This is a genomic window from Leeuwenhoekiella marinoflava DSM 3653 (assembly GCF_900129005.1).
Taxonomy (GTDB): domain Bacteria; phylum Bacteroidota; class Bacteroidia; order Flavobacteriales; family Flavobacteriaceae; genus Leeuwenhoekiella; species Leeuwenhoekiella marinoflava.
Genome location: NZ_FQUN01000015.1, coordinates 42,414 through 68,348 on the forward strand (window position 1 = coordinate 42,414; position 25,935 = coordinate 68,348).

General features: G+C 37.0%; 28 protein-coding genes and 3 tRNA genes. 11 read left to right on the forward strand and 20 right to left on the reverse strand.

The features are described 5' to 3' along the window. From nqrF to BUB91_RS14025, 3 genes are all read left to right on the forward strand, one after another. Positions 1-1,308, forward strand: coding sequence for an NADH:ubiquinone reductase (Na(+)-transporting) subunit F (gene nqrF, locus BUB91_RS14015; protein WP_073099921.1), 1,308 nt, complete (start codon positions 1-3; stop codon positions 1,306-1,308). 85 nt (positions 1,309-1,393) lie between these two features. Further along, a complete protein-coding gene (locus BUB91_RS14020) occupies positions 1,394-1,753 on the forward strand; it encodes a Na(+)-translocating NADH-quinone reductase subunit F (protein WP_073099922.1) in 360 nt (119 codons plus the stop codon). 3 nt (positions 1,754-1,756) lie between these two features. Further along, on the forward strand, positions 1,757-2,770 hold the full coding sequence (locus BUB91_RS14025; RefSeq protein ID WP_073099923.1) for an FAD:protein FMN transferase: 1,014 nt from the start codon (positions 1,757-1,759) through the stop codon (positions 2,768-2,770). On the opposite strand, the gene BUB91_RS14030 is transcribed toward BUB91_RS14025, so the two are convergent. The 10 genes from BUB91_RS14030 to BUB91_RS14075 form a co-directional block, all read right to left on the reverse strand. Beyond that, positions 2,763-3,572: a T9SS type B sorting domain-containing protein gene (locus BUB91_RS14030; RefSeq protein ID WP_073099924.1), complete on the reverse strand. Its 810-nt coding sequence runs from the start codon at positions 3,570-3,572 to the stop codon at positions 2,763-2,765. The two genes, BUB91_RS14025 and BUB91_RS14030, sit on opposite strands and share 8 nt — an antisense overlap. Further along, a complete protein-coding gene (locus BUB91_RS14035) occupies positions 3,550-4,848 on the reverse strand; it encodes a hypothetical protein (protein ID WP_073099925.1) in 1,299 nt (432 codons plus the stop codon). The genes BUB91_RS14030 and BUB91_RS14035 overlap by 23 nt, the downstream gene beginning before the upstream one ends. 5 nt (positions 4,849-4,853) lie before the next feature. Beyond that, a complete protein-coding gene (locus BUB91_RS14040; RefSeq protein WP_128759367.1) occupies positions 4,854-5,618 on the reverse strand; it encodes a class I SAM-dependent methyltransferase in 765 nt (254 codons plus the stop codon). Continuing rightward, a complete protein-coding gene (locus BUB91_RS14045) occupies positions 5,618-6,157 on the reverse strand; it encodes an HNH endonuclease (protein WP_073099927.1) in 540 nt (179 codons plus the stop codon). Before BUB91_RS14045 ends, BUB91_RS14040 begins: the two co-directional genes overlap by 1 nt. 21 nt (positions 6,158-6,178) lie before the next feature. Further along, positions 6,179-6,997 carry a type I methionyl aminopeptidase gene (map, locus tag BUB91_RS14050; protein WP_073099928.1) on the reverse strand — a complete coding sequence of 273 codons (819 nt, stop codon included), beginning with the start codon at positions 6,995-6,997 and terminating at the stop codon, positions 6,179-6,181. An 86-nt stretch (positions 6,998-7,083) separates the two neighbouring features. After that, entirely contained in the window at positions 7,084-8,490 is a 1,407-nt protein-coding gene (locus BUB91_RS14055; protein ID WP_073099929.1) for a TolC family protein, read from the reverse strand. Next, a complete protein-coding gene (locus BUB91_RS14060) occupies positions 8,487-9,836 on the reverse strand; it encodes an HlyD family secretion protein (RefSeq protein ID WP_073099930.1) in 1,350 nt (449 codons plus the stop codon). Before BUB91_RS14060 ends, BUB91_RS14055 begins: the two co-directional genes overlap by 4 nt. 6 nt (positions 9,837-9,842) lie before the next feature. Continuing rightward, entirely contained in the window at positions 9,843-11,510 is a 1,668-nt protein-coding gene (locus BUB91_RS14065; protein ID WP_073099931.1) for a peptidase domain-containing ABC transporter, read from the reverse strand. Between the two features lie 6 nt (positions 11,511-11,516). Continuing rightward, a complete protein-coding gene (locus BUB91_RS14070; RefSeq protein ID WP_073099932.1) occupies positions 11,517-12,191 on the reverse strand; it encodes a TetR/AcrR family transcriptional regulator in 675 nt (224 codons plus the stop codon). Positions 12,192-12,329: 138 nt separating this feature from the next. Continuing rightward, positions 12,330-13,190 carry a ChaN family lipoprotein gene (locus tag BUB91_RS14075; protein ID WP_073099933.1) on the reverse strand — a complete coding sequence of 287 codons (861 nt, stop codon included), beginning with the start codon at positions 13,188-13,190 and terminating at the stop codon, positions 12,330-12,332. 214 nt (positions 13,191-13,404) lie between these two features. Here BUB91_RS14075 and BUB91_RS14080 point away from each other — a divergent pair, with 214 nt between their 5' ends. Continuing rightward, on the forward strand, positions 13,405-14,523 hold the full coding sequence (locus tag BUB91_RS14080) for a DEAD/DEAH box helicase (RefSeq protein WP_073099934.1): 1,119 nt from the start codon (positions 13,405-13,407) through the stop codon (positions 14,521-14,523). 5 nt (positions 14,524-14,528) lie between these two features. Here BUB91_RS14080 and trxA read toward each other — a convergent pair whose 3' ends face one another. Continuing rightward, positions 14,529-14,825 (reverse strand): thioredoxin, encoded by a 297-nt coding sequence (gene trxA / locus BUB91_RS14085; RefSeq protein WP_073099935.1) that lies wholly within the window; start codon positions 14,823-14,825, stop codon positions 14,529-14,531. 172 nt (positions 14,826-14,997) lie between these two features. Between trxA and BUB91_RS14090 the strand changes: the two genes are divergently transcribed. Together BUB91_RS14090 and BUB91_RS14095 are read left to right on the forward strand one after the other, a co-directional pair. Continuing rightward, positions 14,998-15,648 (forward strand): SDR family oxidoreductase, encoded by a 651-nt coding sequence (locus tag BUB91_RS14090; RefSeq protein WP_073099936.1) that lies wholly within the window; start codon positions 14,998-15,000, stop codon positions 15,646-15,648. Between the two features lie 564 nt (positions 15,649-16,212). Further along, complete coding sequence (locus BUB91_RS14095; protein ID WP_241652622.1) at positions 16,213-16,371, forward strand: transposase; 159 nt, start codon at positions 16,213-16,215, stop codon at positions 16,369-16,371. 121 nt (positions 16,372-16,492) lie between these two features. Here the strand turns inward: BUB91_RS14095 and BUB91_RS14100 are convergent. The 3 genes from BUB91_RS14100 to BUB91_RS14110 form a co-directional block, all read right to left on the reverse strand. Beyond that, positions 16,493-16,578: transfer RNA gene (locus tag BUB91_RS14100), tRNA-Leu, on the reverse strand. Between the two features lie 58 nt (positions 16,579-16,636). Further along, positions 16,637-16,709 (reverse strand) — tRNA-Lys (locus tag BUB91_RS14105). A 70-nt stretch (positions 16,710-16,779) separates the two neighbouring features. Next, positions 16,780-16,852 (reverse strand) — tRNA-Lys (locus BUB91_RS14110). Positions 16,853-16,973: 121 nt separating this feature from the next. Here BUB91_RS14110 and BUB91_RS14115 point away from each other — a divergent pair. Continuing rightward, complete coding sequence (locus BUB91_RS14115; protein WP_073099938.1) at positions 16,974-17,492, forward strand: shikimate kinase; 519 nt, start codon at positions 16,974-16,976, stop codon at positions 17,490-17,492. On the opposite strand, the gene BUB91_RS14120 is transcribed toward BUB91_RS14115, so the two are convergent. Genes BUB91_RS14120 through BUB91_RS14130 form a run of 3 tightly spaced genes read right to left on the reverse strand, consistent with a single transcriptional unit; the run spans position 17,484 to position 18,959 of the window. Further along, a complete protein-coding gene (locus BUB91_RS14120; protein WP_073099939.1) occupies positions 17,484-17,987 on the reverse strand; it encodes a phosphoribosyltransferase family protein in 504 nt (167 codons plus the stop codon). The genes BUB91_RS14115 and BUB91_RS14120 overlap by 9 nt on opposite strands. Further along, positions 17,984-18,586, reverse strand: a complete 603-nt coding sequence (locus BUB91_RS14125; RefSeq protein ID WP_241652621.1) for a TPMT family class I SAM-dependent methyltransferase — start codon at positions 18,584-18,586, stop codon at positions 17,984-17,986. The genes BUB91_RS14120 and BUB91_RS14125 overlap by 4 nt, the downstream gene beginning before the upstream one ends. Further along, positions 18,576-18,959, reverse strand: coding sequence for an RNA-binding S4 domain-containing protein (locus tag BUB91_RS14130; protein ID WP_073099941.1), 384 nt, complete (start codon positions 18,957-18,959; stop codon positions 18,576-18,578). Before BUB91_RS14130 ends, BUB91_RS14125 begins: the two co-directional genes overlap by 11 nt. Positions 18,960-19,044: 85 nt before the next feature. Between BUB91_RS14130 and BUB91_RS14135 the strand changes: the two genes are divergently transcribed. Next, positions 19,045-19,941, forward strand: a complete 897-nt coding sequence (locus BUB91_RS14135; protein WP_241652620.1) for an FKBP-type peptidyl-prolyl cis-trans isomerase — start codon at positions 19,045-19,047, stop codon at positions 19,939-19,941. A gap of 75 nt (positions 19,942-20,016) precedes the next feature. Here the strand turns inward: BUB91_RS14135 and BUB91_RS14140 are convergent, their stop codons facing one another. The 3 genes from BUB91_RS14140 to BUB91_RS14150 form a co-directional block, all read right to left on the reverse strand. Further along, the gene (locus tag BUB91_RS14140; RefSeq protein ID WP_073099943.1) at positions 20,017-20,601 is read right to left on the reverse strand and encodes a porin family protein; all 585 of its coding nucleotides are present in this window, start codon (positions 20,599-20,601) and stop codon (positions 20,017-20,019) included. 114 nt (positions 20,602-20,715) lie between these two features. Next, the gene (locus BUB91_RS14145; protein ID WP_073099944.1) at positions 20,716-21,669 is read right to left on the reverse strand and encodes a transketolase family protein; all 954 of its coding nucleotides are present in this window, start codon (positions 21,667-21,669) and stop codon (positions 20,716-20,718) included. Positions 21,670-21,753: 84 nt separating this feature from the next. Beyond that, complete coding sequence (locus BUB91_RS14150; RefSeq protein ID WP_073099945.1) at positions 21,754-22,599, reverse strand: transketolase; 846 nt, start codon at positions 22,597-22,599, stop codon at positions 21,754-21,756. A gap of 197 nt (positions 22,600-22,796) precedes the next feature. On the opposite strand from BUB91_RS14150, the gene tgt reads away from it, so the two are divergent. From tgt to BUB91_RS14165, 3 genes are read left to right on the forward strand one after another with little or no spacing between them, the layout of a single operon-like run. Next, positions 22,797-23,927: a tRNA guanosine(34) transglycosylase Tgt gene (gene tgt / locus BUB91_RS14155; protein ID WP_073099946.1), complete on the forward strand. Its 1,131-nt coding sequence runs from the start codon at positions 22,797-22,799 to the stop codon at positions 23,925-23,927. Continuing rightward, a complete protein-coding gene (locus tag BUB91_RS14160; RefSeq protein WP_073099947.1) occupies positions 23,928-25,004 on the forward strand; it encodes an LptF/LptG family permease in 1,077 nt (358 codons plus the stop codon). Continuing rightward, entirely contained in the window at positions 24,991-25,908 is a 918-nt protein-coding gene (locus BUB91_RS14165) for a DMT family transporter (RefSeq protein ID WP_073099948.1), read from the forward strand. The genes BUB91_RS14160 and BUB91_RS14165 overlap by 14 nt, the downstream gene beginning before the upstream one ends. Positions 25,909-25,935: the final 27 nt, after the last annotated feature.

Here is a 25,935-nt window from a genome sequence, read left to right on the forward strand (position 1 = left end):
ATGTTTTTAGCAGAAAGTACAGGAGGAGTTATAGCAGCAACTGTAGTAGCGTTTTTAGTACTAACACTTGTGTTAGTAGGATTGCTACTTTTTGCAAAAGAAAAATTATCTCCGTCAGGTCCGGTAAAAATTACCATAAATGGCGAAAAAGAAATCGAGGTTGATTCTGGTAGCTCGCTACTTTCAACCTTAGGTGGAAAAAAAGTATTCTTACCATCTGCTTGTGGTGGTGGTGGTACTTGTATTCAGTGTGAGTGTCACGTTATGTCTGGTGGAGGCGAAGCGCTTCCTACCGAAACGCCGCACTTTACACGAAAAGAATTAGCAGCTGGAGCTCGTTTAGCTTGTCAGGTTAAAGTAAAGCAGGACATGAATATTCAGATTCCTGAAGAGGTTTTTGGTATTAAAAAGTGGGAAGCAACTGTTGTACGTAACTATAACGTAGCATCTTTTATTAAAGAATTCGTAGTTGAGATTCCTGAAGATATGGATTACAAAGCGGGTGGTTATATTCAGATAGAAATACCTGAAACTACCGTTAAGTTTTCTGATATGGATATTACTGCGCATCCTGAGGAGCATGACGATCCTGATAAATTTCAAGAAGAGTGGGAGAAGTTTAAACTTTGGCCACTTGTAATGAAAAATACTGAAACAGTAGAGCGTGCATATTCAATGGCTTCTTATCCTGCAGAAGGAAGAGAGATTATGTTGAATGTACGTATTGCAACTCCACCTTTTGACCGTGCTAAAGGCGGTTGGATGGATGTAAATCCTGGTATTGCTTCTTCTTATATTTTTAGTAGAAAGAAAGGTGATAAAGTTACAATATCTGGACCTTATGGTGAATTCTTCATCAACGAGTCTGAGGCAGAAATGCTTTATGTAGGTGGTGGAGCCGGTATGGCGCCAATGCGTTCGCATTTGTATCACCTATTTAAAACCTTAAAGACAGGTCGTAAAGTTACTTATTGGTATGGTGGTCGTTCTAAGCGTGAATTGTTTTACTTGAAGCACTTCCGTGATTTGGAAGAAGAATTTGATAATTTCAAATTTTACTTAGTTCTTTCTGAACCTTTAGAAGAAGATAACTGGAAAGTAAAAGAAGATATACACAGTCCTGGTGATGGTTTTACAGGGTTTGTTCACAATGCTGTAATTGAGCAGTATTTAGAAAAACACGATGAACCCGAAGAAATCGAATTGTATTTCTGTGGCCCTCCATTGATGAACAAAGCTGTTCAGAAAATGGGAGAAGATTTTGGAATTCCTGATGAGAACATCCGTTTTGATGACTTTGGGGGATAATCTAATTCAAATAAATTTTAAAAAAGCTGTTACGAAAGTAGTAGCTTTTTTTCTGCCCTAATATTAGGCATAGTATCTTTGCAAAATGGCAGAGTTATTAAACGAACAAGAACTTCATAATCTTGCGATGAATATCGTAGGTAAAGATCTTGAAGAACAAGGATTTGAATTTTTAGGTGTCAATTCAGAGTTGAAACGAAATCCACAATTTGTGGCTTTAAGAGATAAGAAACTTCATTTTGTAATTGTACGGGTAAAGCAATACCCTGAAAATGTTTCTGAATACAATCCCGTTTTTATGCGTGAAATGAAAGAGCACGCAACTAAATTCAATGCCAAAACATTTTATGCGGGAGTAGGTTTGGGTAGTGCTTTAGATTACGGTAAGCCGGTTGAAAAAGGAGATGAGTACACAGTGATTTATAACGGAATTCAAGAGATTTAGTATATGCGATTTATTTATAGTTTTATTCTTTTTACGCTATTAGTTGGTTGTAAGCCAGAACCCAAATTAGTTGTTCTTTCTGGTCAGGCATTAGGAACGGGATATCAAGTTCAGTTTTATAGCACAGAGCGTTTTGAAGTTGCCAAACAGTTTGATTCAACAATTGCTGTTATCAATAAATCAATGAGTACGTATCAGGCAGATTCTGATATTTCTCGTATTAATGCCGGTGATACTTCTGTGGTTGTAGATGTGATGTTTAAAGAGGTTCTAGAGTTATCTAAAATGGTTTATAAAGCTACTGATGGTGTTTATGACCCCACGGTGGGAATTTTAGTGAACGCGTATGGTTTTGGTCCAGAAAAGCGTTTAAACCAGTTAGATTCGGCAACCTTAGACTCGCTGAAGCAATATGTTGGTTTGAATAAAATCAAGATATCTTCCGAAGGAAAAATTCAAAAAGATAATAAAGCAGTTTATTTAGATTTCAACAGTATTGCTAAAGGCTACTGTATAGACCGTATTGGTAAAATGCTTGAAGCAAATGGCGTTGAAAATTATTTGATTGAATTAGGAGGTGAGCTATTGGCAAGAGGGCTAAACTTAGACAAAAAGCAAGAATGGCGTGTAGGCATCGAAAATATAAATGCACCCGTTACAAATCGTGATTATACTGAAGCCGTTTCACTACTCAATAAAGGAATGGCGGGTTCTGGTAATTATCGAAAATTCAGAATAGATTCTGTTACTGGTCAGCGATTTGTACACACAGTAAATCCTATTACCGGTCTTGCGGAAAAAAGCGATGTACTTAGCGCAACAGTGATTGCTAACTCTTGTGCAGAAGCAGATGCTTTTGCTACAGCTTTTATGGCTTTGGGTTTTGAGAAATCAAAAGCAGTTTTAAAGAAAACAAGTGGTGTAGATGCGTATCTGATGTATACGCGCACAGCAGAAGATAGTGTTCAAATTTACATGTCAGATTCTTTTAAAGACTATTTAGTACCTACTAATTAATCAGGCTAAAATGCCCCGTAACACGTTCGCCTTCGGGTAAAATAAGTTCAAACCAATAGTCATCTGGTTTTAAAAGCTTCTCTAAATAGGTGCCATCCCATCCGTTAGTAGTAGCACCTAATTCTTTCAATAATTTACCATAGCGGTTGTAAACTCTTATGATCGACCCTGGGTATTCATCCAGACCTATTAACTGCCACGTATCGTGATAGCCATCGCCATTAGGTGTAAAATACCTGGGATAATCTAGAATTAAGAAAGGCTCTGAAATGGTAGTGGCACAGCCTTGTGTGTCTCTCACGGCAATGCTGTGATACCCCCGGGATAAACCGGTAAAACTTGTATTCGTAATGTAGGGACCTCCGTCTATCGCAAACTCATAAGCGCCAGTTCCGGTAACTGTAATAGTAGCTTCATTTCTGGGGTAATTGAGTCCGGTAATTTCAATACCGGTAATCGTTGCTGCTTCAGAAGAGCGAACTTCTGTAGTTTTTGTGGTAGAACAACCAAAACTGTTGTAGGCCGTTACGCTATACGTTCCTGTTTGTGTAATTTCAATCTCATTTAATGTAGCGCCACGTTCTCCGGTACTCCATTCATAAAAGTCAAAGCCGCTATCAATGCTTAATACTTTTGGGTTGGGGTTATCTATACATAAATATTGAATTTCTTCAAATGCATAATCTGGAGATTCTACAACCTGAACACCTAAGGATTCATCAGCATAACAACCGGTAGTACTATTGATGCTTCTGAAAAATACTGTTTTAGAACTTGCGTCAGTATCCCAAAGTAAAGGCAAGCGTGGTTCGGTCAGAATTTGTCTCGTAGAAGTAGGTGTCAAAATCATCAGGATCTAATCCATCTAAAGCCTCTGTCTCAATATTCGTAAAATCGAAGGTCAGATTAGTATGATCATCTCGGCAATAGATTAGTGGTGTGGGTTGTGTCAAAGCCGGGCTATTTTGATAGGTGATATCAAATTCGTCGAAAATAATACAATTTGTAGCAGTATTCCTTACAACAAAATAAATTGTAACTCCACTCATAGGGACATTAATATCTTGTATTGCATTTAGATTCATAGTTGCTTCTATAGCAGACCTGTGATAGGAGATGACTAAATTATTAGGGGACGTTCCAATAATACGCTCATGAAGTGCTGCTAAATCATAATTTGCAATTGCGGTAGCATCACAGATGTACAATTCATCCGGATTAGTGTAAGTGGGAAGTGGATTTACAATTAAATCAAATGATGTGATTTCGGTACAAGGGCCTGAAATACTAGAAATCCGGGTATAAATTGTTTGGTTATTTACGGTCGTGTTTGTGTAGGTTGTTGTAGCGGATATAGGATTTTGATTTAAGTTGGCGTCATTTAAAGTTTCGTGAAAAGTCACGCGTGAGTCAGGAAAGCCTGTTGTGATTGCTGAAGCCTGACTCACCAAATTAAAACGAGTAAAACCATCTTCAATACCGTCGTCATCGCAAGTTTCTAAATCTTGTGGAGTATTAAAATCTGGGCTTTGTGGTAAAATTGCGGTTCCGTTTAAGTTTATTTGAAAGCCTGAAGATCCACTAGCTTGCCCTAAAAGAATGTAATAAGTCTCTCCATTTTTTGTATCTAATTCTTTGAGGTATCCGTTTCCATTAGGTCCGGGGCCTTCTGATAAATCAGTTTCTGTAGCATTTAAACCGGTATTGGCGCTAACTCCTGCCGCTTGCGGATTAGTACTGCTACAGCGAATAGCTGTGCCTAAATTAGAACAATTACTAACAGGGCCAAATACGGCAAAATCATAATCATCGGTTCCGTTCTCTGGTATTACATCAAAACCTAAAGTTCCTCCTTGAGCAATTTCGACTTTAAACCAAGTTGTAGGTCCACTAAAGTTATAACAAGAAGGGACAATGTTAGCAGGTAGACTAAATTCATCAAAACCAGCTGTAGTGGGAGTAACTCCTACAGGTGTATTGCCGCAAAGTAAAATGGCATTTGTGCAGTCGTTTGCTTGGCTAAAAACCCAATTAGTGAAGCATAAAAATGCAATAAGGATTAAGTAGCTTTTTTTCATAAAGATTATTTAAAACATACTGGAAGAATTTCACCTTGCGCAAGTCTGTATTTATCAATTTCTGATGGCGAAAGTTTTTTGGTGTAATCAACTTCGTCAACTTTAAAACCTATGGAGCGTAATTTATCAAAATAATCTCTTCCGTAAACGCGTACGTGATCGTATTGACCAAAAATAACTGCACGCTCTTTTGGTTCTGTAATAGTGTCGTCAGCAAATGTAGTCGCTCGTGACAAATCTTGCGGAATTTGCAAAATAGCCATTCCGCCAGGTTTTAAAACCCGATACAGTTCTTGCATTGCAGTTGTATCGTCTGGAATATGTTCTAAAACGTGATTGCAAAAAATAACATCATAAGTGTCAGTTTCAAAAGGAAGATCACATATATCTGCTTTAACATCTGCAAGGGGAGAATACAGGTCTGTTGTTGTATAATCTAAATGGTTTAGATTTCTGAAACGTTTATAGAATGCTTGTTCAGGAGCAAAGTGTAACACTTTTGCAGGAGCAAAAAAAAAGTCGGTTTCCTTTGTTAGAAATAACCATAGCAAACGATGGCGTTCTAAAGATAGGGTAGAAGGGGAAAGTATATTTTCACGTGGACTCCCATAGCCATACGGCAAAAATTTACGAAAAGTTTTACCGTCTATAGGATCTTCGTAACGATTACCTTTTAGACTCAATGCCAGAAAAGGACGCGCCACATAACTTAAACGGATTAATAGAGGTCTGGGAACGAGGTTGAGGATTTGTTTAAAAAGGCTTGCAATCATACTTTTAGATCACCCCAATTTTCACCGGTTTTTATACGGTGTAATTGCATTTCTGAAACACCAAATTGTTTAGCCAATACCTTTAGACGAGTACGTCTATTAGGGTCAAGTAGTTTTTTCTTGAGAACTTTTGCTTCAGCATAAGAAAGCTTGGTATAATGACGCTCCCCAGAAGTACGCCTCTTAATATCTAACGGACTCGTTTTTTGATGGGCATAACGCTCTTTGTGCGTGGCCCATTTCAGATTAGCTATTCTATTGTCTGTTTTATCATGATTGAGGTGTAAAACAGCTTTTTCATTTTCACCCGGCTCTAAAAATGCTTTTGCTAAAAGTTTATGCAGATAAAAATTACGGCGTTTTCCATTGGCTAGTTTTACGTTTACAGTTAGGTAGCCATTGATGTGGCCGCCCTTGATCAAATTTCCCTTGGGATTTTTGCTGTAGCTGCGCACTCTTCCGTAGTTTGAAAGGCCTATTTTATAATCTTCCTCCCAGTTTTCTTCACTGTAGTCTATCCAAGTTTCTAGCTGCATGGCACTTGGTGGTATTTTTGGTTAGTTGGTAATAGGTTGTGCTCTAAAAGCATCTTCTTCATCGCTGCTGATGCCAAGAGCATCATAAATATACTTAAAAGTTGAAAGAAGTTCAGGTTTTCCGTCAACTAAAGCAACGTCATGTTCAAAATGAGCACTAGGTTCATTATCACGAGTTGTGATTGTCCACCCATCACGATGTTGTTTGATGCGGTGTGTACCACGATTAACCATAGGCTCTATAGCAACTACCATCCCTTCAATAAATTTCTTACCGCGACCGCGTCTTCCGTAATTAGGCATTTCAGGATCTTCGTGCATTGTAGCACCTACTCCGTGACCTACCAACTCGCGTACGATTCCATAGCCGTGGTCTTCGCAATATTTTTGTATAGCATAACCCACGTCACCTACACGATTACCAAATTTAAATTCAGCAATACCTTTATAGAGCGATTCTTTAGTAACCTGAAGTAATTTTTTAGTTTCCGGTTCTACTTCTCCTACCTCAAAAGTATAAGCGTGATCCCCATAAAAACCGTTTTTCAAAGCTCCACAATCTATAGAAATAATATCGCCATTTTCTAAAGGTTTATCATTAGGAATCCCGTGAACAACTTGCTCATTAGGACTCATGCAAAGTGTGTTTGGGAAATCGTATAAGCCTAAAAACCCCGGTATTGCACCGTGATCACGTATACAGGTTTCTGCGATTTTATCTAGTTCTAGTGTGGTTACACCCGGCTTAACTTCTGCTGCCAGTGCACCAAGGGTTTTAGAAACGATAAGGGCACTTTCGCGCATCAGTTCTATCTCTTCCCTTGTTTTAACTATAATCATGTCTCTTTTTTAGGAGGCACAAAGGTACAAAGTTTAGCTTATTTGATGACTTTTAAATAGAAACTAAAACAGCATCAATAGCGCTTTTAAAGATTATCAGGATTGTTTGCTATAGTTTTAAAGAGTTTAGCCTTGGCTTTGTAGAATTTATTAGTGATTTCAATCTGTTTCAATTGTGAATCTATGAGTTTCAATTCTCGAGAATTTATGAGGAAGATAGAACTTTCACCTACCTGATATTTACGCTCTTCAGCAGTTAACATGGCATCATAATTAACAACCAATTCTGAAGCTAAATCATTTTGTTCTTCAAGCGTATTAAGCTCTGTGTTTACAGCTAAAATCTTATTTTTGAGTTGTAGGCGGGTATTGGTTAACTCATATTCTGTGTCTCTCAATTTCAATTGAGCTAGTTTCAAGTCCCCGCGTTCTTTCCGAAGAAATAAGGGCATTTTAAACTGTAAACCCGCTTTATAATTTTGCGTATAAAAGGTGTTGAGATCATCGGGTTCTGAAGTTATAAAATTATAATTCACATCAATTACAGGTAAAAGCTTATTACCTTTAAACTGTCTGTCAAGCTCGAGACCTTGCAGTTTATAAGCAAGCGAACGCATTTTAGGATGCTCTTCTACTTCAAAATTTGCCAGATCAAAACCTGTGATATTTAAGGTTTCATCAATTATAAATTCTAAATCTCTCTGCGGAAAAATTCCCGGTTGCAATTCAACAGGAATATTATTTCCCATCCATAAAAAGTTAGACAGTTCAAGCTTTTTTTGAATGAATTCAAGCTGAACCTCTTTTAAGCTCAATTCTCTGCTTTGCACACTAATTTTAGCTTCAGTAGTATCAATTAGAGGAATGTCTCCGGCAAGTGCGCTGGTTTTAATTCCTTTAAATCGAATTATAGTATTCTCAAGAAAACGCTCATAAAGTCTCACTTTTTTATAAGCCTGCAGCCACTCAAAATATGCTACTGAGGCATCATAGAGAATGGTGTTTACTGCAATATCTAGATCTGCTTTGGTTTGTTCTCGGTACAGCTTAGCTTGTTTAAGTGTAGCCATACGTTCATTAATCCATAAACCTTGCCCTAAAGAAGCAGAGATTCCGGCAGTATAAAGTCCATTTTCTGGGACTGTTTTTTGTGGGTTTAAATAGTAGCCATCATTTTGCTCAAACTGCGCTTTAAGATCAATACCATACCAAGTAGGGATTTTGAAAGTAGCATTAAGCAAATTGTAATATTCAGTTTCTTTAAAAACTTTTTGATCAAAATCAACTTCAACTTTAGGATCAAAACCACCACGAGCCTTTAATAATTTTGCCTCACCTGTTTCACCTATAAGTTGTGCCTGTTTTGCAACCGGATGGTTCTGCTTTACCAGGCTTATGTATTCTTTAAAGCTTAATATTTGCAGTTCATCTTCCTGAGCAAAAAGGCTAAAGCATCCTGTCAAAAATAAAAGTAAAACTACCGTGTTTTTCATTTCTTTTCAGTTTCAGGTGATCTTGAAGGCGTATAATAATTAGGAGGGAACCCGTTGAGTTTTCGCCATAATTCATACCAGATAGGCACATCTTCAAGCAGCGCCAGTGTGTTTGCTCCGGCTCCTATGCGCAATGCTTCGGGCCAGGGTTGCTCTTCATCATCAGGAGCAAGTAGTACGCGGTATTTTCCGTTAGGACTTATAAAACGCTCAATAGCTACTACTTTACCTCCAAAGGTTCCGAAGGAATTGTAAGGCCATCCGCTAAACACAATAGAAGGCCATCCATCAAATTGAATACGTACTTTTTCACCAGGATGAATCAACGGTAAATCTATAGGCTTCACATAAGTTTCGACTGCAATGTCAAAGTTAGAAGGCATGATGCTTACCAGTTGCTGCCCTTCTTTAAAGGTCTCTCCCAAACCGCCTATAATTGCTTTGTTTATATAGCCATCTTGTGGTGCACGCACATAATACAGGGCGTTGCGTATCTCATAATTTGTGCGACTATTCTCTAGTTTGCTTACCGCAGCTTCTGTGTCATATTGCGTAGAAAGCGCCGTTGCCTGATCGCTTTGTGCTTTTGAAATTTTATCTGCATAAGTAGCTTCGAGACGGTTGAGTTCTATTTTTGCATTTAAAAGTTCATTTCTACTGGCAAGTAGTTTATTCTCTTGAGAAACTATTTTAGCCTGACTTTCTTGAAGTTTCAGTCGTTTTTCTTCAACGTCTGTGACTGCTTTTAAACCTTCTTGCTGTAAGCCTAGTGTTCGCTCATACTGGCGTTCTGCAATGCGTAAGTTTGTTTTTGTAGCTTCATAATCTATGCTGTCACTTTTAATTTTTAAAACAGCCTGAATACGTTTGTTTTCGGCTTGTTGCAATTTTAAAGTTCGTTCATTTCTTAAAGCTCCTATTTGGTTACCCAAGGCATTTACTTTGTTTTTGTACGAGGCTACAGAGCTTATTTTTGCACGTACCTGCTGATCTGTACGCTCTATCAGATTGGGATCAAAATATTCGTTTTTGATTTCGGTAATAAATAAAATTGTATCTCCTTTTTTTACAAAATCACCTTCGCGTACATACCATTTTTCAACACGTCCCGGTATAGGAGATTGAATGGTTTGTGGTCTTTGTGCAGGAGTCAAGGTAGTCACGTAACCAATTCCAGAAATGGTCTGTGTCCACGGTAAAAAGAGAATGACAATCAGGATTACTGTAAAAACTTTTAAAAAGCGATTGAAATAGGTATAGTGCTTTTTGTTTAGAACTTTCTTTGAAGCCTTATAGCCCGAAATATCAACCTTTTCGTTCAGTTTATCGTGTGATATATTAAGCATAGCTTTTTAGTTTAAGTTTGAAATTTTACCACCGTCTAGCCATAGCGTACGCTCGCAACAGTTTTGCCACGCCCGGTCTTTACTGGCTACAATTACTGCCCAATTATTAGACTTGTCAAAAATGAAATTGACAATGCGCTCTTTTTCTTCGGTAGAAAATTTAGTTAGGGGTTCTTTTAAGATCAAGACTTTAGGTTTGCGAACAATACTGCGTGCCATCACAATTTTATCTGCTATGGTACGTGATAGACGTTGTCCTTCAGGCTTAATCATGGTGTGAAGCCCTTTTGGCTGCTCTTTAATAAAATCTGAAAGCCCCATATTTTTAATTGCCCAGTCCACGTCTTTTTCAGGTACCGTGGGATCGCCAAAAGTGATATTGTCTAAAATAGTCCCCTCAAATGGAGATTCTTCAGGAAAAGACTGTCCTAAGAGAGAACGGTAATGGTTAGGATTAATACCTTTTAACGATTTGTTATTGATGTAGAAATCACCAGAAGTTGGCTCAAGTATTCCTGCAATAATCTTTAATAAGGTGCTTTTTCCGCTTCCATTAGGACCGTTTATTAGAAGATGCTCTCCCGGATTTATAGTAAGCGAAATGTCTTTTAAAATAGTTTTGTTGTCTGATGTGTCAGTATAGCTGATTTCTTTCAGTTCAAGTGTTAGGTTATCAGCATCAGTAAAGGGCTTGTCAAGATCCTGAGGTTCTATTTGTTTATCTACAACCTGACCAACTTTTTCTAAAGCAGTAAGCAGATCGTAAAAGTTCTCAAGTCCTAAAATCAGTTTTTCAACGGAATTTATAATAAGCAGGATAATGATTTCTGCAGCAACAAATTGACCAATATTCATCTGCTGATTAAGAACCAAAATACCACCTATTAGCAAGAGGCCAGCAGTTACAAGTACTTTGAAGCCTATCATCTGTATAAACTGAATACGTAAAATTCTAAAGTGACTTTCACGAGAATCAATATAATCACTCACTAAAGAATCGTTTTTATCAATAGCAAGACTAGAGCGGCCAGAGAGTTTAAAGCTTACTAACGTACGTGCGATTTCCTGAATCCAATGTGCAATTTTGTATTTGTATTTAGATTCTTTAAGACTGGTTTGCAAACCTGTGTTTCCCGTGAATTTAAATACGAGATAAATGAGTAAGACAAGCAGCAACCCATAAAAAATAAAAAAGGGATGATAAAAAGATAGCAGAATTAATCCGAAAATAATTTGAACTAAAGCTGCCGGAAAATCAAGCACCAGCTTATAAAGTCCTTTTTGAATAGTAAGAATATCAAAAAAACGGTTAGCCAATTCGGGCGGATAATAATCGTTGAGTTCACTCATTTTGATCTTTGGAAAGCGATAGGTGAACTCAAAAGACGCACGCGTAAATATTTTTTGCTGAATGTTTTCAACAATGCGTATTTGCATCAACTGAAGTGCACCAACAAAGGCGACACCCAGAGTTACCAGTATAACAAGAATAATCCAAGAAGTGGTAATTTGCGCTCCTTGAATCAAGTTTACGATAGCCTGAATACCTAAGGGAAGTGATAAACTCACAATACCTGCAAATATGGCGTAGTAAAGAATCTGAAGAAAATCTTGCTTTTCTAATTGCAACAGGCGCACAAAACGTTGCCAAGGCGTTAATGATTTTTTATCCATAAAAATTTAGGAGTTTAATAAATTTGATGTCAAGTGTATGAAATACTGTGATGGAGAGGTCTCAGCTCCACAATCTGTTAAAGATGTAAAATGATCCTTTAGAAAATGTTGATGTAGAGAACCTGCTAGGATGGTGCTCGCAAGGCTAGCCGGATAAGGATAACCTTCGTTTACATCTGCGATCATTTCCTTTAAGCGATTAGAGAGTCTTTTGTAAATCACAAAATATCCTTCTTTGTTTTCGTCATCAACTTCTTTTGTAAGATACGATTTAGAATATTCATTAATCACGATCTTATTTAATGCGACCTCGTTGATATGATTAAATGATTGATCTTCTTCAACCTCACGCGTAAGAATCTCTATAGCTTGATTGAGTTTATGTTTAGGGTCATTAATATTAATTGTAGCAAATGCAAGCTGGTACTCTTTCCAACCCCAATACCAACTAGTGAGGTATATTAAAAATTTATGTTTATTCTCAAAATATCGGTAAATCGAACTCTCATTTGACTCAATGCGCTCACCTAATTTTTTGAAGGTAAAATTGTCAAAACCTAATTCATTGATTAAAAGAATGCCGTGCTCTACAATACGTTTACCTAAATCTGAAGATTCAGGATCTTTTAGGTAGATACTTTCATTTATCGAAATCTTTAAATTCCGAAGTAAATCATTCATAAGAAAATATTTATTCGCAAAACTAATAGTAAGACTATCAATTTTGAAAACTTTACAATTTATTTAAGCTATATCGTTATAGTTTGACAAGTATAGTTTTATTATGAAACGATTAGATCATGAATAATGAGTTTCTTATCAATATGTTCTGGTCATATCTTCATCAATCACAATAATAAAATCGGCTTGATTTAAGTATTCCTTTTCTAGATTTTCGAGGTTCTTTTGAGAAACGCTTGTGATTGTAGCGTAGTTGAGGTTGGGTTCACTTTGTTGCAAATACCATAAAATACCCTCATGAAAATCACTATGAAATGAACCGTTGTAGTGTATAAATAGGCGGTCTGCTTCTCTATTTTTAAGAATAAAATGAGCCATTGTAGCATCTTTTATAGCTTGAGCCATTACTAATTTTGGAGTACCGTGTTCGCCCATCATGTTTAATATTTCGCTATAGCGTGGTAATTGAGGATCAAAAAGTATAGGCAAAGGAGCTATCCATTGTTTTTCTTGAGCAGGAAGACTGTCTAAGACTTCAAAGCCTTGTTTGTAAACCATACTCGCATAGCGTCGCGGAATATTTGTGGCGATAAATTTTAAATTTTCCGCTTTAGCAAAATCAACAAGCGGTTGATAATCTGTTCTATGATTTGCCCAAAGTCGTGCGGTTGAATCTAATAGCTTGAGGTCTATGCTGTCTTTCAAATAAGCATTAAGTTGAGTTTGGTTATCTGCTTCGATCATTTCTGCGCCTAAAGTGACTTTTTGAGTTGCAGCCATATCTTTAGTGATTTCTAATTCTAACCAATGAGCGATAGGGTTATCATGCATTTCTCCAAAAAGAATGACATCTTTTTTATGCTGAAGGGAATCGAGCATCGTTTTATATGTGATCGAATTACCTGAAGCATCAAACAATTTGTAAGCCGGTTTATCCTGAGCAAAAAGAGTAGCAGGAAGGATTATAGATAATGCAACAAGCAGAAAATATTTTGGCATGGTTCAGATTTTAAATCTAAAAGTACAATAATATGCGAAGTAAAAGTTGAGGTAAAATGTATTGAGGTAAGCCGATAGGTCACTAGAAAAAACAACTTTTTAACTTAAAAAAAAGCTTATCGCATTTTAATCTTGATCATCACGTAAATCTTAATTTCTTTATTAATCTAAATCGCGGCAGGGTTGACTATCTTTGCAGCTCTAAATAGAAATAATGGCACAGAATTTTAAAGAGCTTGGTTTAAATAACGGATTGATCAAAGGATTAAATGAGTTGGGTATTGTAGCTCCAACAGCAATACAGGCTGAGGTGATCCCGCTACTTCTTGAAGGCAAAACACATTTGGTGGGGCAGGCACAAACCGGTACAGGTAAAACTGCTGCATACGGTTTGCCTATTTTAGAGCAGGTGAACCCTAAACAAAAAAGTATTCAAGCTTTAATACTGTGTCCTACCCGTGAGTTAAGTCAGCAGGTAGCAAAACAGTTATTTCGATTTACAAAATACACAGATAAGATTTTTACTGAAGCTGTCTATGGTGGAGAAAAAATAGACATCCAAATCAAAAATCTCACTCGTCCTACACACATTATTGTTGCAACTCCCGGAAGACTTATAGATTTACTTAATCGTAAGGCTATAGACTTATCTCAGGTAGAAACGGTTGTTTTAGATGAAGCTGATGAGATGCTGAGTATGGGCTTTAAACAACAACTTGATGAAATTTTAGGTTTTGTACGTGATGTAGGGAATAAATGGTTATTTTCGGCAACAATGCCTCATGGAATTAAGCAAATTGTGAACGAGCATATGAATGCTGATGCACATCGTATTCAAATAAGTAGAGATGTTGTTAATAAGAATATCGATCACAAGTTTTTACAATGTGATGAAACTGATAAATTACCTATTCTTCTGGATTTCTTGAAAAGCAAAGGCGGGGAACGCGGTATTATCTTTTGTAAAACAAAAGCTGCCACTGCAAAATTAGCTAAACAATTAGCTGCAAAAAATATTGCTGCGGAAGCCTTACAAGGAGATATGCTTCAGAAAGAGCGTGATAAAGTAATGCGTGCTTTTAAGAATGAAAGTCTTCGTTTATTAGTGGCTACAGACATAGCTGCGCGAGGTCTTGATGTGCAAGATCTTACTTTTGTGATTCATTATCAGATGCCAGATCAAGAGGAATATTATACGCATCGTAGCGGTCGTACTGCACGAGCAGGAAAAGAAGGACTTTCGCTGGCCCTTGTAACGTCAAAAGAACTGCGTATTCTTAGAAATTATGAGAAAGCTTTGGGAATAGGTTTTGGTGAAATTAAAAGCCGTTAATTCAATTAATAACTTTCAATAACACTTTTTAAGTCAGCGCGGGTTAGCACTCCGCTCTGGCGCCATACTTGTTTTCCATCTTTAAACAACATTAAAGTAGGAACACCACGCACTTGGAATTTTTGAGCAAGCGTTTGGTTCTTATCAACATCTATTTTGATAATTTTGACTTTTTCGCCCATATCCTTTTTTACATCCTCAAGAATAGGAGCAAGTGTTTGACATGGGCCACACCATGTAGCAAAGAAATCTATTAAAACCGGGATTTCTGAATCTGTAAGATTGCCAAAGCTTGTTTTCATACCTGCAAAATTAGAAGTATTATACCGATTAAGAAAATGCTTTAACTACATCTTAATACTATGCTAAGATGTCTCCCTGCGTGCGTTAAAGGGCGTTAATGATTTACGTGAAGCATAACCTACTTTGTAATTTGCAAATGAACACATTAACTGACCGTTTAAAAATATAAATATGGAAAAGAGTAAAGAAAATGTACTGGTAGCAGGAGCAAACGGTACAACAGGAAAACAAGTTGTGAGTTATTTAAAAGAGTCTCAATATTTCAATCCAATAGCAATGGTGCGTAAAGAAGAGCAACAAGAGCAATTTAAAATTCAAGATATTGATACCGTTCTGGGAGCTCTGGAAAAAGAATTGTCTCACGTGGTTAAAGGAGTAGATAAAGTAATATTTGCTGCAGGTTCTGGTGGACATACCGGTCCTGAAAAAACTACTGCCGTAGATCAAGAAGGAGCAAAAAGTTTAATAAATGCTGCCAAAAATGCCGGAGTAAAGAAATTTGTGATGCTTAGTTCAATCAATGCAGATAATCCTGAAAGCAGCACTACGCTAAGACATTATTTAGAAGCAAAAAGAAATGCAGATAATTACCTGAAAAAAAGCGGATTGGTTTACACAATCGTACGTCCTGGAACTTTAAAAAATGAAACCGGAACTCGTAAGATTGAAGCAGCAATAGATGTTGAACCCGGAGAAATTACAAGAGATGATGTGGCTTACACTTTAGTACACGTTCTTAATGATGATGTGGCGCAAAATGCCGTTTTTGAAATGATAGAAGGTGATGAGCGTATAGAAGATGCGATTAAACAGATGTTCTAAAATGGCATCCCGTGTAAGATATCAAAAATACTCTAGTAAATGTTGCAATCATGTTTTGTTGAAATTAGGCTTGATCCATATTTTAGACTTAATTAATCGCATTACTATTTGTTCATTGCAATATTGCGATTAATAAGTGTTTAGAAACTGTTAAATCAATGTAAAAAGAATCCAAATATCTCAATAGTAAAAAGCGGCATCATTAATTGATGTCGCTTTTTTATTACCCTTTTGCGAACTAGCTCCTTTGAAATAAAAGCATAATGAAACCACACTGAAACCACAGTGAACCCACACTCCTACCACACTTTACCACAAAATCTGTGGGTGAGTGTGGTTTGATCACGGATTGACTCTTGAGTTACCTATAAGCATTCCTATCTTGTCAATAGTATGTGTATAGTTATTGGGATTATGCGAATAGCTTAGATAAGGTGCAATTACCCATTGAAGCCCTACAAGCTAGATCCCAGATGTGTGAAAAACTTTCCAAATCTGATCTCATTTATGTTGTAATGGTTTTAGAGGTGTATGAGAGGAGTGATGTGAATTTTGATCCTTACTTTGAATTACCGCTCTGTATTCAACTATTTTTTAAACAGAAGTACAAACGCTTCAGCAGAATCCTTTAATGCCAAAGTAAAGGCTTTTAGAGGATCACAATTCAGAGGAGTGAGGAATACCGAATACTTCTTATATCGATTGATTAAATTATATTCTTAAAATCGTAAAAACCCAGATTTTGGACTTGATCCAAAATAGACAAGATAAATTCAGATATTGTTACTCTAAAAAATGAAAAACCCTGTAAAGCAAGAGCCTTACAGGGTTTGTTCAATTCTAGTGGTACCCGGAATGGGACTTGAACCCACACGTACAAAGTACACACGGCCCTCAACCGTGCCTGTCTACCAATTTCAGCATCCGGGTTTGTTTAATTCAAAAATACATTAAAATTAAAACCAGCTGTTGCTGTTGTTTGAATTTGTGACTTGGCTGGGGCTCGAACCCAGGACCCTCTCCTTAAAAGGGAGATGCTCTGCCAACTGAGCTACCAAGTCGGTAATATTTAGTTCAATTCAAGACAATCTTAAAAAAAAAACCAGATGTTGAGATCTGGTTTATATTTTGTGACTTGGCTGGGGCTCGAACCCAGGACCCTCTCCTTAAAAGGGAGATGCTCTGCCAACTGAGCTACCAAGTCTTTCCTCAAATGCGGGTGCAAATATACATCCATTTTTTTGATCTATACAAGTCTTTTTGTGATAAATTTGAATAAAAATCACGAAGCGGATATAGGATTCTGAAAATCAGTAAATTTAACAATGAAAATATATTTAATAGGCTATATGGGGTCGGGTAAATCTACTCTAGGGAAGGTTTTAGCTCGTGAAAAAGAGATGGACTTTATCGATTTTGATGATTACCTAGAAGGAAAAGAAGGGAAACGTATAGCAGAAATATTTGAAGAAAAAGGTGAAATCTATTTTAGAAAGCAAGAAGCTCATTACCTTCAGGAGCTATTAGAAGGCTTTGATAATACGATTATAAGTCTTGGGGGAGGTACGCCTTGCTATGGTAACGCAATGGAGCGTATAAAAGCTGCTGAAGGAACTTCGGTATACATAAATGTACCTGTAGATGAGTTAACGAGACGTTTGTGGTCGCAACGGGATCATAGACCTGTCTTAAAACACCAAAACACACCTGAAAAGTTAGAAGAGTTTGTGCGCAAGCATTTATTTGAGCGTAGTTATTATTACAATCAGGCAGCTATAAAAATAATGGTCAAGGGGCAATCTGTGCCGCAATTGGTAAACGAACTCGGCGAAAAACTATTCTAGTACTGCTGAGTCTTTACCGGGCTTAAAGCGAACCTTAACACGTTCCTGTAAAGAAGTGCTTAGAGAGATTCCTTTAAAATCAGCTTTAACTGGATACTTTTTATGATTTCTGTTTACTAATACTGCAGTTTTGAACTTTTTTAGCGGTACATCAAGAAAATGTTTAACTCCATAAATGAGTGTGGTTCCCGAATTCAAAACATCATCAATCAATACAAGAGATTTATCCTGATATTCTTTTGATTCTAATGAAGTCTCAACAGTACCTTGTGGAGCCGTTTTATTCATAGTCACTTTACAAAGTGTACAGTTGAGGTCAGATACCTCTTCTAGAATCGCTTTAAGGCGCTCTGCGATTACATAGCCATTTAGAGCAATACCGGCAAGAATGATTTCCTGCTCGTCTACATTACTCTCGTAAATTTGATACGCAATGCGGCGTATTTTATTTTGAATATCCTCGTGATTGAGTATGGTCTGCACAGCAGTTTTCATCGGGTCGTTGTTATTGATTTTTCAAAGATAAAAAAGAGTTCTTTGCCATCTCGTGGTTTTATTGAATTATAACAGCGTTCTAAAGTTTTTATGCGGAAATATTCAGAAAAGAGTTGTTGATATTCCCTGAAACTTCCTCCAAACGGCGGTCCTTCTTCAGTTAACGGAAAATCAAATAGCAAACCCATCAGTTTTCCTTTAAGACTTAATAATTCGGAACATTTTTTAGCATAATCCGCTCTCAATTCGGGCTGAAGGGCACAAAAGAAAGTTTGTTCGATAATCAGATCGTAACTGCCGTTATGGTCAAAAAAGTTTCCTTCGATAAAATGAGAAGTAGGAATTTGAGGCAAAGACTCTTGAAGTCGGTTTAAAGCAGATGTAGAAAAATCGATAACCGTTACATCTTTAAACCCATCATTAATCAAATATTGAGCTTCGTAGCCAAATCCAGCTCCGGGAATTAAGATATTCAGGCTTTTATCAGTAAGCTGATCTACATAAGTTTTTAGAGGCGTGGAGATATGACCAATGTTCCAACCGGTTTTTTTGTTTTGGTATCTGTTCTCCCAATATTCCTTATTTAAATCAGTCTTCAAAAAAGTCGTCGTTTTCGTGAAAGTCATCCAAGTCTCTGCGGTCTTTTTTAGTAGGCCTTCCGGTTCCTTTTTTACGGTAATAGTCTTTAGAATATTTAAGCAGATCTAGTTTTTCAAGATTTTCTGCAGGTGTTCTATCTATATAATACAATCCCACTAGTTTTGCGCCAACCCGGCTAAGAGGTTGGGTTAAAACCTCAATAACATAGTTGACTTGGTTTTTTCTTATCTGTATGGTATCTGAAGGAAAAACTTCTCTTGAGGGTTTTACTGCAACATCATTTATTTTTACCTGTCCTTTTTTACAGGCATTTGTAGCGATAGAACGGGTCTTAAAGTACCGTACACACCACAAATATTTATCAACACGCATAATCTATTGCTTTAAAGCTCGTTTTTAACAATACAAAAATAGCGTAAAATTGTATCTTGCGCGACCTAAAAGCAATATGATGATTATGGTAAGAAATGTATTAGTGGCTGCTCTGGGCCTTTTAATTATTGTCTCTTGTAAGAAAGATGATGATGGGACAACAGAAGTTGAAATACGTGATCGGGGAGAGGTTCAGGCAGAAAGTTCAGTTAACCTAATGACTTATCTTGAAACTCATTTTTATAATTATGAAGAGTTTGCTGATAAACCTTCAGATTTTGATTATAAAATAGTTTTTGATACAATCAGTGGTGATAACGCAGATAAAATACCTCTAATAGAGCAAGTGATTGCGAGAGATTATACATATCAAGATACAGATTATAAACTGTATATTTTAGAAGCTCAAGAAGGCGCCGGGATACAACCTACTTTTGCAGATTCAACATTAGTAAACTATCAAGGAAGTGTTTTAGGCGGGAATAAGTTTGATGGTTCTGTTACTCCTGTTTGGTTTGATTTAAGCCAAGTAGTTTTTGGTTTTGCAAACGGAGTTAGTGAATTGAAATCAGGGACTGAATTTTCTCAAAATGCAGACGGGACTTATAATTTCGGAACAGATTATGGTATTGGAGCAGTGTTTATTCCTAGTGGCTTAGCATATTTCAGTAGTTCAGGTAATGGTTTTAGTTCGTATTCAGATTTAGTTTTTACCTTTGATTTATACCGTGCTATTGAAGATACAGATGATGATAATGACGGAATACCTAACTGGCAAGAGGATATTAGTGGTAATAACTATGTGAATGAACTTGCTGACGATACAGATGACGATGGTGTTCCAGATTATTTAGATGCCGATGACGACGGTGATGGTACTCCAACAAGAGATGAAATAGGCTTTGATGAAGATGGTAAATGGTTTCCTATTTACTCAAACGGTAATACAATACCGGATTACTTGAATCCAGATGTGAACTAAAGTCATTTGATTTCATAAAAAAAGGCTTGCTTTTAATTAAAAGCAAGCCTTTTTTTATGTTTTTTAAATACTATGCTATAGATTCAAAGAAAAACTCAGAATCAATTGATCTGGTCTTGTGTCTATTCGGCTTCCGTCTGTAATGATTCCGTTAGAATCTAAAAATTCAGCTTCATTATCTCCAAAACCACGCTCATAGCGCAAATCAATTCCTAGTTTACCTAAAGCTAAACCGGCACCAATATTAAGACCTACCGTAAAATCATTTTTAACATCACCTAGTGTGATGCCATCATATTTGGTATCTAAAATATATTGAAATGCAGGACCGGCAAAAATAGAAAGAGGGCCTATAACTTCATAACCTACAAGTACAGGAAGGTCTAATTTCTGCATGCTGAAGTCATTATCTTCATAAGTAGAATTGAGTTTAGTGTAAACTAATTCTGGTCTTAAATAAAGCTTTTCGCCAGTGCGGCCAAAAACTCCAACGTGGTAACCTATATCGCTGCTAGGATCTTGGTAAGCTCTTGAAGCGGAGTCTGAAATATCTCCAGTTCCTCCATAATTAAGACCGGCTTTTATACCAAAGCCTGGGTCTGATTGTGCGTGTGCATATGACACGACTAAAAATAAAATTCCTAAAAACGCTTTTTTCATATCAGTTAAGTTTAGCCCAGAAACTGGGCGTTTAAAATTAAATTTGATCGGTAAAGATCAGAATAATTCTAGCTGATTGAAGTAAACATTTTTAGGAATATTCAATAAAAGTGCTTACTTCTTAGCTAGCACCTTATTAACGGCTTCAACTATTGATTTAGTATTTAGACCGTATTTTTCCATAAGTTGAGCAGGAGTACCACTCTCACCAAAAGTATCGTTTGTGGCAACAAACTCTTGATAAACCGGATCTTTCTTAGCTAAAAGACCAGAAACACTCTCGCCAAGACCACCTAAATAGTTGTGTTCTTCACAAGTAACTACACAACGGGTTTTCTTAACAGAATTTAAAATAGCCTCATCATCAAGTGGCTTAATTGTGTGAATGTTTATTACTTCAGCACTAATTCCTTTTGCTTCTAATTCTTCAGCAGCTTCTAGGGCGTGCCATACTAAGTGACCGGTAGCAAGAATAGTAACATCAGCACCTTCAACAAGATGCAATGCTTTTCCTATTTCAAACTTTCCGTCAGCTTCCGTAAAATTAGGAACGCTAGGTCTACCAAAACGTAGGTAAACAGGACCTTCAAAGTCTGCGATAGCTTTTGTAGCTGCTTTTGTCTGATTGAAGTCACAAGGATTGATCACAGTCATTCCCGGTAACATTTTCATCAAACCTAGATCTTCTAAAATCTGGTGAGTTGCACCATCTTCTCCAAGCGTTAGACCTGCATGAGATGCGCAGATTTTCACATTTTTATTTGAATAAGCAACACTTTGACGTATTTGATCGTAAACGCGACCTGTAGCAAAGTTAGCAAAAGAAGTAGCATAAGGTATTTTACCGCCTATAGTCATACCGGCAGCCATACCTATCATATTAGCTTCTGCAATACCGGTTTGAAAAAAGCGCTCCGGGTGATTTTTAGCAAAATCGTTCAATTTTAAAGATCCGGTAAGGTCGGCACATAAAGCAACTACATTTTCATGAGTTTCTCCCAGTTCGTCCATACCTGCTCCAAAACCAGAACGTGTATCTATGTTTCCTGAATTTGTGAATTTTTTCATATTTCTGACCCCATTTTAATCTAAAGACTAAAACAAATCGGGGTGATTTTTAAATTAATAGATTGTTTTAAAGATACGCCCTAATTAATAGTCGCCTAAAGTCTCTGGGTTTTGAGCAAGAGCTTTTTCCAGTTGCTCATCATTAGGAGCTTTACCGTGCCAAGCATGGCCTTGCATCATAAAGTCGACGCCATATCCCATAATAGTATGTAATAAAATACAAACCGGTTTCCCTTTTCCGGTACGGGATTTAGCTTCGTTAAGACCAGTGATGATCGCTTCGATATCGTTTCCTTTTTCAATATCTAAAACATCCCAGCCAAAAGCTTCAAACTTAGCGCGTACGCTACCCATATTGAGTACATCGTCTGTACTACCATCAATCTGCTGACCGTTAAGATCTATTGTAGAGATGAGGTTGTCAATTTTATTACCGGCAGCATATAGAATAGCTTCCCAGTTTTGACCTTCTTGTAATTCACCGTCACCGTGAAGAGAATATACAAGGTTGTCATCGCCGTTTAATTTTTTAGCTTGAGCAGCACCAAGTGCAACACTCATTCCCTGACCTAAAGATCCCGAAGCAATACGAATACCCGGCAGGCCTTCGTGAGTTGTTGGGTGACCTTGCAGACGAGAATCTATTTTTCTAAATGTGTTTAATTCTTCAACAGGAAAATAGCCAGAACGAGCCAAAACGCTGTAAAAAACCGGAGAAATGTGACCGTTAGATAAGAAGAATAAATCTTCATCTTTTCCGTCCATATCAAAACCTTCTTTACGTTTCATTACTTCTTGGTATAAGGCTACAAAAAATTCAGCACAGCCTAAAGAGCCTCCAGGATGACCAGAACTTACTCCGTGTACTTGCCTTACGATGTCTCTTCTTACCTGAGAGACAAAATCTTCTAATTGTTTTGTGTTTGGCATTTTGATTAAGTTAAAATTTGAAATTCAAAAATACCCATTTTAAGCAGGTATTACAATCAATAACCCATATATTACTAAGCTTTTAAGGAAATTTAAGAAGTTTTGAGTTTTAAGTGTAAAATAAGCACTTATTATCGCGTTTTTGTGTCAGACACTATCTCTTAAATAGTTTTATCTTTGCCGTTCTAAATTATACTATGCAATTTAATCTTGTTACAAAAGACGCTGCCAGCAAGGCACGTGCAGGAGCAATCACTACAGATCACGGAACCATTGAAACCCCAATTTTTATGCCGGTGGGTACAGTTGCCACGGTAAAAGGGGTGCATCAGCGGGAGTTGGAACAAGACATAAGTCCAGATATTATCTTAGGTAACACCTATCATTTGTATCTGAGGCCACAAACTGAGATTCTTGAAAAGGCAGGAGGCTTGCATAAGTTTATGAATTGGGATCGAAACATTCTTACTGATAGTGGAGGCTATCAGGTTTATTCGCTTTCTGCTAACCGAAAGATTAAAGAAGAAGGTGTAAAGTTTAAATCACATATAGATGGCTCATTTCATATGTTTACGCCAGAACGTGTGATGGAGATTCAGCGGAGCATAGGTGCAGATATCATTATGGCTTTTGATGAGTGTACACCGTATCCTTGTGATTACAATTATGCAAAAAGATCGATGCATATGACGCATCGCTGGTTAGATAGATGCATCAATCATCTGGAGAAAACACCGGTTAAATACGGTTACGATCAGGCATTTTTTCCAATAGTTCAGGGAAGTACTTATAAAGATCTTAGAAAACAATCTGCAGAATATATCGCAAACTCCGGAGCGGTAGGTAACGCAATTGGTGGACTTTCAGTTGGAGAGCCGGCTGAAGAAATGTATGCAATGACTGAAATTGTCACCGAAATTTTGCCTGAAGAAAAACCGCGTTATTTAATGGGTGTAGGAACCCCTATCAATATATTAGAAAATATTGCGTTAGGTGTAGATATGTTTGATTGTGTGATGCCTACCCGTAATGGTCGTAATGGAACCTTATTTACCCAACACGGAACCATAAATATTAAAAATAAGAAGTGGGAAGATGATTTTTCACCACTAGATCCAGACGGCACGACCTGGGTTGATGCCGCATATTCTAAAGCTTATGTGCGTCACTTATTTACTGTAAGTGAAGCTTTAGGTCGCCAGATAGGTACGTTGCATAATTTGGGCTTTTATATGTGGTTAGTGCGTGAAGCGCGTAAACATATTATTGCTGGTGATTTTTATACATGGAAAGAAAAAATGGTAAAACAAATGGATAAAAGACTTTAAATGAAAATTCTTGACTGGTATATACTCAAGCGTTATCTGGGGACTTTTATTACCATGCTTGTGCTGTTTATCCCTATTGGGATAACCGTAAATCTGGCAGAGAAGATAGATAAAATGCTGGCTAACGAAGTTCCTTTTTTGGAGGTTGCTATTTACTATCTCAATTTTACAATCTATTTTGCTAACCTGCTTTTTCCGTTATTTCTATTTTTATCGGTTATCTGGTTTACGTCAAAATTGGCAAACAATACAGAGGTTATTGCTTTTTTAAGTAGTGGGGTTTCTTTCTATCGTTTTTTAAGACCTTATATAATAGGAGCTTCCATAGTTTGTGTAGGAGCTTATATTTTAGGAACGTATTTAGCTCCTAATGCGAGTAGAGGTTTCAATGAGTTTACTTACGAATATCTCAAGAACGGAAAAGCAGCTCGAGAAACCCGAAATGTTTACCGGCAGATAAATGATAATGACTATATCTATGTAAGTAGGTTTACACCTTCTAGTAAAATGGGGCAAAATTTTACGTTGGAGCATTTTGAGAACAATACTTTGAAGTACAAGATTCAGGCTCGTAGCATTGTTTATAGACCAGAAGATACCCTTTATCGTCTAAACGGTTATAAAAAACGTATCATCGGTCAAGAAGGTGATATTCTCATTTCTCAACCTAAATTAGATACCTTGTTTTCTTTTGATTTAGAAGATTTAACTCCATTAGAGTACATAGCTGAAACGCTTACAACACCAAGATTACGAGAGTTTATAGCAAAGGAAAGAGCACGGGGTTCATCTGCTATTAACCGTTATGAAGTAGTGCTTTACAAGCGCTTCAGTCTGCCGGTAAGTGCTTATATTTTAACCATAATCGCAGTAGCGGTTTCTTCTATGAAACGTCGTGGCGGGATGGGGATAAACTTGGCCTTAGGTATTTCGCTCGCATTTATTTTTATCTTTTTTGATAAGGTTTTTGGTACAATTTCAGAACAATCAGACTTTTCTCCTATGGTAGCTGTGTGGCTTCCTAATGTATTATTTGGAATTTTAGCCATTTACTTGCTCAACCGTGCGAAGCGATAATCTTAAGAGTTACCTGCATTTACACTTCATAGTTTTTATATGGGGTTTCACGGCTGTTTTAGGAGCACTTATTAGTATTGGCGCGACCGAACTGGTCTGGTATCGTATGCTTATCGCTTCGGCAGTGTTGTTTTTGTATATAAAATATAAAGGCATTTCGCTAAAAGCTAACCGAAAAACACAATTAGGACTTACTGTTGCCGGAATCTTAATAGCGTTGCATTGGTTGACTTTTTTTGGAGCTGTAAAAATCTCAAATGTTTCCATTACGCTAGCGATGATGAGTACCGGAGCTTTTTTTACTAGTATTCTAGAGCCTATTTTTTATAAACGGAAAGTAATCTGGTATCAGATTGTTTTTGGCCTGCTGGTCATATGCGGATTGTATTTGATTTTTGAAGTGGAAACCCGTTATACTGAAGGTATAATCGTTGCGCTTATTTCAGCTTTACTTTCAGCTGTGTTTACATTAATCAATGGTAAATTTGCGCAGAAACACAACCCTATCGTAATTTCGTTTTACGAACTTTTTACAGGAACGTTGTTTATTACTCTTTTTCTAGCGGTAACGGCACGTTTTGATGCAGCGTTTTTTCAGCTAAAACAACTAGATTGGGTGTATTTGATTGTGTTGGCAACAGTCTGTACAGCCTATGCATTTTTTGCTTCGGTAAAAGTGATGAAACACCTCACACCATACACGATTATGCTTACCACAAATATGGAACCTGTTTACGGAATCATCCTCGCATTTCTCATTTTAGGCGATGCTGAGCAGATGAATACAGGTTTTTACTTGGGAGCAATCTTGATTTTGTGTACGGTAATTCTTAATGGGATTTTAAAACATATGCGTAAACGCAAAGCAATCAGAGTGTTGAATGGAATAAAGACTATAGAATAAAATGTTTTTTTGACCGGTTTAAAAACC

What these genes read in the sequence shown, in the direction of transcription:
- nqrF (WP_073099921.1), top strand. Translation starts at nt 1, where the DNA reads ATGTTTTTAGCAGAAAGTACAGGAGGAGTTATAGCAGCAACTGTAGTA.
- BUB91_RS14020 (WP_073099922.1), top strand. Translation starts at nt 1,394, where the DNA reads ATGGCAGAGTTATTAAACGAACAAGAACTTCATAATCTTGCGATGAAT.
- BUB91_RS14025 (WP_073099923.1), top strand. Translation starts at nt 1,757, where the DNA reads ATGCGATTTATTTATAGTTTTATTCTTTTTACGCTATTAGTTGGTTGT.
- BUB91_RS14035 (WP_073099925.1), bottom strand. Translation starts at nt 4,848, where the DNA reads ATGAAAAAAAGCTACTTAATCCTTATTGCATTTTTATGCTTCACTAAT.
- BUB91_RS14045 (WP_073099927.1), bottom strand. Translation starts at nt 6,157, where the DNA reads ATGCAGCTAGAAACTTGGATAGACTACAGTGAAGAAAACTGGGAGGAA.
- map (WP_073099928.1), bottom strand. Translation starts at nt 6,997, where the DNA reads ATGATTATAGTTAAAACAAGGGAAGAGATAGAACTGATGCGCGAAAGT.
- BUB91_RS14055 (WP_073099929.1), bottom strand. Translation starts at nt 8,490, where the DNA reads ATGAAAAACACGGTAGTTTTACTTTTATTTTTGACAGGATGCTTTAGC.
- BUB91_RS14060 (WP_073099930.1), bottom strand. Translation starts at nt 9,836, where the DNA reads ATGCTTAATATATCACACGATAAACTGAACGAAAAGGTTGATATTTCG.
- BUB91_RS14065 (WP_073099931.1), bottom strand. Translation starts at nt 11,510, where the DNA reads ATGGATAAAAAATCATTAACGCCTTGGCAACGTTTTGTGCGCCTGTTG.
- BUB91_RS14070 (WP_073099932.1), bottom strand. Translation starts at nt 12,191, where the DNA reads ATGAATGATTTACTTCGGAATTTAAAGATTTCGATAAATGAAAGTATC.
- BUB91_RS14075 (WP_073099933.1), bottom strand. Translation starts at nt 13,190, where the DNA reads ATGCCAAAATATTTTCTGCTTGTTGCATTATCTATAATCCTTCCTGCT.
- BUB91_RS14080 (WP_073099934.1), top strand. Translation starts at nt 13,405, where the DNA reads ATGGCACAGAATTTTAAAGAGCTTGGTTTAAATAACGGATTGATCAAA.
- trxA (WP_073099935.1), bottom strand. Translation starts at nt 14,825, where the DNA reads ATGAAAACAAGCTTTGGCAATCTTACAGATTCAGAAATCCCGGTTTTA.
- BUB91_RS14090 (WP_073099936.1), top strand. Translation starts at nt 14,998, where the DNA reads ATGGAAAAGAGTAAAGAAAATGTACTGGTAGCAGGAGCAAACGGTACA.
- BUB91_RS14115 (WP_073099938.1), top strand. Translation starts at nt 16,974, where the DNA reads ATGAAAATATATTTAATAGGCTATATGGGGTCGGGTAAATCTACTCTA.
- BUB91_RS14120 (WP_073099939.1), bottom strand. Translation starts at nt 17,987, where the DNA reads ATGAAAACTGCTGTGCAGACCATACTCAATCACGAGGATATTCAAAAT.
- BUB91_RS14130 (WP_073099941.1), bottom strand. Translation starts at nt 18,959, where the DNA reads ATGCGTGTTGATAAATATTTGTGGTGTGTACGGTACTTTAAGACCCGT.
- BUB91_RS14135 (WP_241652620.1), top strand. Translation starts at nt 19,045, where the DNA reads ATGGTAAGAAATGTATTAGTGGCTGCTCTGGGCCTTTTAATTATTGTC.
- BUB91_RS14140 (WP_073099943.1), bottom strand. Translation starts at nt 20,601, where the DNA reads ATGAAAAAAGCGTTTTTAGGAATTTTATTTTTAGTCGTGTCATATGCA.
- BUB91_RS14145 (WP_073099944.1), bottom strand. Translation starts at nt 21,669, where the DNA reads ATGAAAAAATTCACAAATTCAGGAAACATAGATACACGTTCTGGTTTT.
- BUB91_RS14150 (WP_073099945.1), bottom strand. Translation starts at nt 22,599, where the DNA reads ATGCCAAACACAAAACAATTAGAAGATTTTGTCTCTCAGGTAAGAAGA.
- tgt (WP_073099946.1), top strand. Translation starts at nt 22,797, where the DNA reads ATGCAATTTAATCTTGTTACAAAAGACGCTGCCAGCAAGGCACGTGCA.
- BUB91_RS14160 (WP_073099947.1), top strand. Translation starts at nt 23,928, where the DNA reads ATGAAAATTCTTGACTGGTATATACTCAAGCGTTATCTGGGGACTTTT.